The 7,297-nt window shown below is 45.0% G+C and carries 6 protein-coding genes; 1 reads left to right on the plus strand and 5 read right to left on the minus strand.

Annotation, left to right across the window (positions count from 1 at the left end; translation table 11 throughout):
- Positions 1-1,865 (plus strand): glycosyl hydrolase family 95 catalytic domain-containing protein (locus tag AC1DP6_RS36155; protein WP_477059257.1); only part of this gene is annotated, 1,865 nt, incomplete at its 5' end.
- Between the two features lie 152 nt (positions 1,866-2,017).
- Here AC1DP6_RS36155 and AC1DP6_RS36160 read toward each other — a convergent pair.
- The 5 genes from AC1DP6_RS36160 to AC1DP6_RS36180 form a co-directional block, all read right to left on the minus strand.
- Positions 2,018-2,830 (minus strand): enoyl-ACP reductase FabI, encoded by an 813-nt coding sequence (locus AC1DP6_RS36160; RefSeq protein WP_477059258.1) that lies wholly within the window; start codon positions 2,828-2,830, stop codon positions 2,018-2,020.
- A gap of 126 nt (positions 2,831-2,956) precedes the next feature.
- Positions 2,957-3,709 carry a DUF2625 domain-containing protein gene (locus AC1DP6_RS36165; protein ID WP_477059259.1) on the minus strand — a complete coding sequence of 251 codons (753 nt, stop codon included), beginning with the start codon at positions 3,707-3,709 and terminating at the stop codon, positions 2,957-2,959.
- A 91-nt stretch (positions 3,710-3,800) separates the two neighbouring features.
- Positions 3,801-5,513: a GMC oxidoreductase gene (locus AC1DP6_RS36170; RefSeq protein WP_477027449.1), complete on the minus strand. Its 1,713-nt coding sequence runs from the start codon at positions 5,511-5,513 to the stop codon at positions 3,801-3,803.
- A gap of 11 nt (positions 5,514-5,524) precedes the next feature.
- Positions 5,525-6,076, minus strand: coding sequence for a gluconate 2-dehydrogenase subunit 3 family protein (locus AC1DP6_RS36175; protein WP_477059260.1), 552 nt, complete (start codon positions 6,074-6,076; stop codon positions 5,525-5,527).
- Between the two features lie 193 nt (positions 6,077-6,269).
- Positions 6,270-6,788: a DinB family protein gene (locus tag AC1DP6_RS36180; protein ID WP_477059261.1), complete on the minus strand. Its 519-nt coding sequence runs from the start codon at positions 6,786-6,788 to the stop codon at positions 6,270-6,272.
- Between the last annotated feature and the right edge of the window lie 509 nt (positions 6,789-7,297).

Here is a 7,297-nt window from a genome sequence, read left to right on the forward strand (position 1 = left end):
GGGTGAAGATGATGGCAGATCCTTCCACACCCGAAGAGTTCCCGAAATATACAACCGTAACAGATTTGTCTGCCGGTATACTTTCTTTCCGGCAGACAATGCCTTCACTGGAGCCTAAAAAATACAATCCGGTAGCAGGCGATCCCAGGGACAAAGCTTTTCGTTTATCCGTACAGGTGAATGGTCCTTTATCTAAAAAATCGCGTATCAACTGGAGTGGTAACCCGGAGGCAATGGCGCCGCTGGAAGCAGCCGTGGCAGCGAGCAGCAGCTTTCAGGCAGTGGTTACTTTACAGGAAGGACTGAATACCGTAGTGAATAAAGACATGCCGGCATTGCCCTCACCTTCTGCTGAGTTGTATCAGCAGGTAGCTGCAGAAAACCGGCAGATATGGTCAGACTACTGGAATAAATCCGCTGTAAAACTGGGCGATGATTTCCTGGAAGAAACCTGGTACCGCAATCTTTATTTTCTGAACTGTGCGGCAAAAGAAGGCGTTACCTGCCCCGGGCTTTTTGCCAACTGGAGCTATAATAAAATAGGAACTGCCTGGCATGGCGACTATCACATGAACTACAACACGCAGCAGCCATTCTGGGGAACCTTCTCCAGCAATCACACGGAGAAAAACCTGCCTTATGTACAACTGATAGAAGCGCTGCTGCCGGTGAGCAGGAATTGGGCACAGGAGTATTATCATCTCCCGGGTGCTTACTTCCCGCATTCTGCCTTTCCGGTAGCCATGACCATGAATCCTTATCCCGTGCCTGACTGGGGTTGGGAAGTATGTGAAACGCCCTGGGCCGTGCAAGGACTGTGGTGGCATTATATTTATTCAGGAGATACCACCTTTTTACGCAACAGGGCTTATGAGCCTATTAAAGCCGCTGTAGAATTCCTGGTGGCCTATATGAAAAGACCCGATGCACACGGTGGTAATCGCTGGAAAGACGACCGCTATCATATTTTCCCTACGGTGCCGCCGGAACTATATGGGCTGAGAACTGGCTTTAAGTATAATTACGATTGTACAGTAGACCTTACCCTGACCAAATTTATATTCAGGGCTTTTGAACAGGCCACCCTCGTGATGGGGACTAACGGTCAGGAACAAACGCTGCTGGCAGACATAAAAGATATCCTGGCACATTATCCGGCTTATCCCACAGCGATGTCTGAGAAATACGGAAAGGTACTGGTGTCTGTTCCGGAAGAACATGACCAGGTAGTCTATAACCTGCCTAATCCGCTGGTAACCGTATTTCCCGGAGAAGAGCATGGGCTGGATTCCCCGGCAGATACTGCGCAGCTTTTGAATAATACCCTGTTGCACCAGCAAAATGAAGGCGGCAACGACCTGGTGATGCAACCTTTACAGGCAGCCCGCATAGGTAAACTGGACCTGGATCGTTTCAGCCGGCAGGTGCGCTACTCTTTGTTGCCAAATGGCACCGCCACAGATATGGTGATGCAAACCGGCGGACGTTATAATGACCAAACAGCTTTCGACTATATGTCACATATGGGAATCTGGTTTGAAAATTTTGCTTTGCCGGCAGTGATCAATGAATGCCTGATGCAGAGCTATAATGGTACCATCCGTTTATTCCCTAACTGGCCAAAAGAAAAAGATGCATCCTTTGACAACTTACGGGCCGTAGGCGCGTTCCTCATAAGCAGCCAGCAAAAACAGGGTAAAATTACTTCCATAAAAATCCAGAGTGAAAAAGGAAATACGCTGCGAATATTGATACCCTGGGGTAGTAAGGGCAGTTATGTCAATGCCAAAGGCAAACATCCGATCAGTAAAGATATACTGGAGTTGAAAACATCGCCAGGAGAACAAATAGCTTTTAGCCTTTAGCTTTTAGCTGTTAGCAAAATGCAGCGGAGATGAACATAATATATACAAGCATATGTACTATGTTCATCTCCGCTGCATTTTGCTAACAGCTAACAGCTAACAGCTAACAGCTAACAGCTAACAGCTAACAGCTAACAGCTAACAGCTAACAGCTATTTCGCCATTTGCTGAATGACCGCTTCTGTTACACCGGTACTGGAGAAACCACCATCATGAAATATATTCTGCATCGTTACCATCCGTGTATAATCTGAGAAGAGAGAAACTGTAAATTCTGCACATTGATCAGCGGTGGCGTTGCCCAGTGGCGACATCTTTTCAGAATAATTTACAAAGCCATCAAAGCCTGAAATACCTTGTCCTGCGGTGGTCATGGTAGGAGACTGGGAAACGGTATTAATACGTACATGCTTTTTAATACCATACTGATAACCAAAGCTACGGGTAATACTTTCCAGCATGGCTTTAATATCTGCCATTTCATTATAGTTAGGGAAGGCCAGGTGTGCGGCGATAAATGTCAACGCAACAACAGATCCCCATTCATTGATCGCATCATGTTTAATAGCGGTTTGTAATACGCGGTGAAGGCTCATCGCAGAAATATCTACCGACTTATGCATGAAGTCGTAATTCAGATTCGTATAGTCGTTGCCTTTACGTACGTTCACACTCATCCCGATAGAATGCAGGATGAAATCCACGCCACCACCGAAGTGTTCTTTTGTTTTGATGAAGAGGTTTTCAAGGTCCTCCATGTTAGTCACATCTGCAGGTATAACTGGTGCGTTGCATTGTTGTGCCAGCTCATTGATTTCACCCATGCGGATAGCAATAGGTGCATTGGTTAAAACAATTTCCGCACCTTCTGCTACGCAGCGGAGTGCAGTCTTCCAGGCAATAGATTTTTCATCCAGTGCACCAAAAATAATTCCTTTTTTACCTTTTAATAAGTTGTGGGACATGACGAAGTTTTAGTGTAAAATTTTAATTGCTACAGGGTTTAAATGTATAGCAATTATTGCTGCACGAAGACTGACATTATAAATTTTAACATTTTATGCCGCCACAATCATCTCATCAGGTGATGATTAATGTCCCAGTTGCTTTTTCATGTCCATTTGCAGTGACCATAGTTCCGCCAGGGGAACGACTTTCCTGCTGTTTTTTTCTATCTCTTTTCCTTCTTTGGTAAATAGAAAAGGGTAAAAGCTCATACCTTCTGTACCATTCATCTTCGCGATATCTTCCTGCCAGCCTTTCCAGCGGAATTGCTGATAAAATCCGGCAACATCGCCGGAGCAGCAAAAGCCGATAAAGTCGCTGTAACCTATTTCCATGTTCTCCCATTCCAGTGCATCCGGTGCAAAATAAAATACGCTGCCTATTCCTTCATTTGATGCGAGGCCGCCGTTATTGATGGCGAAGAAACCGCCAATTACATCATCTGCAATTAATAGAAAAGAAGGCTGTTCTCCGGTTTGTGTATACGACTTGCCTTTATTCCACACTGGGAGACTGCGATCCAGTTTTTCGTGACCGGAGCCTAGTACTCTTATCCAGCCATGATCCACCAGCAAACCACCAGTTTCATAAATGATAGCCCCCATAGGAGAGCGCGTGGTTACCTGGGTTTGATATAAGGCTTCTTCCGCACGGGTATTATCTTTAGGCAGTATTTCTATATGATTACTACCTTGTTTAATCCACTCTTGTACCAGTTCCCAGCCAGGTTCTGTTGTATTGATCAGTTCATTTAAAGGTCTCATTTTATGAATTTGTGCATTTACAATGAAGGGGAAAATAAGCAATGTGCTGATAGCAGCGTAAAAGTATCGTTTCATACTGAGCTGATTTAAACGCTATGGCTGCAAAGTAAAATAAAAAGCGTGTAAACCTGGGCTGGCTTACACGCTTTTTTATTCAGAGCGTAATTTATATCTCTCCTTTCTTCAGCTGTTTTACAGCGTAATCCACCGCTCTTGCTGTCAGCGCCATATACGTAAGAGAAGGGTTCTGGGTAGATGTAGAAGTCATGCAGGCGCCATCCGTTACAAACACATTCGTGCAGGCATGCAGCTGGTTCCATTTATTGAGCATGGAGGTTTTGGGATCCAATCCCATGCGTACCCCGCCCATTTCGTGGATATCCAGTCCTGGCGCTTGTTTAGAGTCGTTGGTGTTGATGTTGGTGAAGCCGGCTTTGGTATACATTTCTGTCATCTGCTCAAAGAAGTCTTTGATCATTTTTTCATCGTTATCATCGTAGTCCACATCAACGTTTATTTGTGGAATACCCCACTCATCTTTGCGTTTACTATCAAGGGTAACGGTGCTTTTTTCTTTAGGGATGGTTTCACCCATCATGTGTGATCCTACATACCAGGTATCATCAGGTTGACTGTTGAACAGCTGATCTTTCAGACTTTTACCAAATCCGTTGGTATCTGTATGGGTGCCTCTTCCACCGGAAAATCCTGCTGCGTAGCCACGGAGGAAATCTGTTTCCTGTTTCATGACATTACGGAAACGGGGGAGGTAGGCGCTGGTAGGGCGCCGGCCATCGGTAGTGGAATCTTTAAATCCTTCATACTGCCCGGAAATATGTGCGCGATAGTTATGGAAAGCGAAGTATTTACCCAGCACCCCACTGTCATTGCCTAATCCGTTAGGGAAGCGGTGAGAGGTAGAGTTCAGTAATATTAAATTGGTATTCACTGCCGCCGCATTCACGAAAATAACGTTGGCATAATACTCCATCATTTCTTTGGTGTTGGTATCTACCACACGTACGCCGGTAGCTTTTCCTTTTTGTTCATCGTAGATGATGGAGTGTACTACTGAGAAAGGACGCAACGTCAGGTTACCTGTTTTTTCAGCCCATGGCAGTGTAGAGGAGTTGCTGCTGAAATATCCGCCAAACGGGCATCCGCGCTGGCAAAGATCTCTTTTCTGGCATTGTCCTCTGCCCTGATCCAGGTGTACCTGTTGCGGTTGTGTTAAATGAGCGCAACGGGCATAAATAACGTGTCTGTCTTTATAATTGGCTTTTACAAAATCTTTGAAATAATTCTCTACGCAGGTCAATTCCATGGGAGGCAGAAATTCACCATCCGGGAGATGAGCAATACCATCTTTATTACCGGAGATGCCTACGAATTTTTCTACATAGCTGTACCATGGCTCAATGTCTTTATAACGGATCGGCCAGTCGGTGGCAAATCCATCCCTTGCAGGGCCTTCAAAGTCAAAGTCACTCCAGCGTTGTGTTTGTCTTGCCCACATCAGCGATTTACCACCTACCTGGTAGCCACGGATCCAGTCAAATGGTTTGGGCTGGCCATAGGGATGATCATTGTCTTTTACAAAGAAATGCATGGCATCTTCTTTATATGCATAACAGCGACTGATCGATGGGTTGGCATCTTTAATTTCCTGTGGTACCTGCCCGCGGTGCGGAAATTCCCAGGGGAACTGGCTGGTAGTAGGATAATCTTTTAAGTGCTTCACATCACGGCCTCTTTCGAGCACCAGTGTTTTCAATCCTTTCTCTGTAAATTCTTTTGCTGCCCATCCGCCGCTGATACCGGAACCAATAACGATGGCATCGAACGTACGATTTTGCAGACTGGTATTATTATTACTCATCTTATTAATAGTTAGGCAATCTTCCGGGTAATTGGTTTAAGTGGCACACATCCTTTGAAACGCGCTGGTACCAGCTCATAAACGTTTACTTTGGTCAGGAAATATTTTGAACTGGTGTAAGCCTGTATGGTCAGGTGTTTGGTTGTTCTGTAGAAGAAAGAAACATCGTCCTTGTTGTTCCAGCCGGCTTCCATGGAGGTAAGCAATGCTTCTCTTTGTGGAACGGTGCTTTCCAGGAAAGAATGTCCGTTTAGTTTTTTGCTGGCTTGTTCAAATGCTTTCAGTCCGCTGAGCCATTGTTGCTGTTCTTCTTTTTTGTAGCAGTCGTCCATCATGATTAAAGTAAACAGATGGGCGGAAAGTTCCTTTGCGCCGGGTGTGGTGGTGGCGGGAATAATTGTTTCCACGAGTTCTGCCAGCATCTTTTCCTGGTCACCATCTACCTGAATATGCTTTAATGTTAAGGAGGCCCTGGTTGTGTGTTGCAAACAGGCGGGCAATAATGCCATGCCAGCCGACACGTACAGCAACTGCTTGATCGCGGATCTTCTGTTCACTGCCATTGATAGGAATTTTTTGAAATAAAACGGGAAAATATCAACATTTATTTAATTCTCTAAAGTTTGCAAAAACGGTTTCTTATTGCTTTCTAACGTGAAAATCGGCTTAAATATAGGAGAAACCGGGATTTTTTGCAAAGATTATTATAAGAAGAGGCTTGTTTACATCTACCTATCCCAGATGTAGCAAGGATCTTCATTTCACACCTTTCGCCGGATTCCACCAGCCTTTTTGCTTCCGGATAAATAACATTTGCCCGATATGATACGCATTGTGTGCACCGATATGAGCAATCACGGAATAATGGGAAGATAATGTTTTTTCATCCGCCTGCTCAATCGCTTGTTCCCAGGCGGTTAACACACTATCCATTCTTTTTACGGTACCGTCCCATGCGGCTTGTGTGGCAGGAGAAAAGGTCGCGTCATTATCACCATTGAAGGGAGGAGTTGGTTGCCCTTTGAATTTCCGGAGCTGGTCGAGATCCCAGAAAATGAGGTGGTTCACAAGCTGCGCAATGGAGTGATTACCACTGCTGTCTTTCCAGTTGGCCTGCTCCGGGGTAAGGCCTTCTATGGCCGTATTTACCGGTACAAACCAATCGGCTTTGTTATGTGTTGTTTTTAGTTGTTCCAGCAGAATAGCTTTGGTGGTAGTCTGGCTGTAACAGCAATAACTCAATAACAGGAACGGGAGTACGAAATATTTTCTCATAGCAATTAAGTTTGGGGGAGTTAAGTAAATATACTTACTTTTTTCAATGCCGCTTCTGTGGTATTGATGGGTGGTTACAGGAAGATGTGAATGCACTGGTCCCGGCAGGAAAGGAATAGTAAACCGATATGACTAAAGGGAGAAGATCTACCTTTATGCTGGTATCCGGGAGAAAGGGACGCTGGACCTGCTCACCACTTACCGGTTTARTGTGAATGAAGGTTTTGCCGGTGGCCTGCCAGGGCAGTGGTCGGTATAGAACTAAAAAGTAGGGGACTGTTTGGCCGGATAAAAAATTGTATACTTGAGGATTATATAGGTGCGGGTGCATTGTTGCAGGAGGTATCCGGGAGAAATTGACCGGGTAACTGCTGCTTATCCGCGCCTGACAAATGATATTTTTGTAAAAGAATTTTGATCACAGGACAGTATAAAAAAATTGTTGCTACATGCTTAAAGAAAGAATCCGGCAATTAGCCAGCGGACTGCTGGAGGAGGCTACGGCAAAT

It is taken from the genome of Chitinophaga sp. 01L420, from assembly GCF_056399985.1.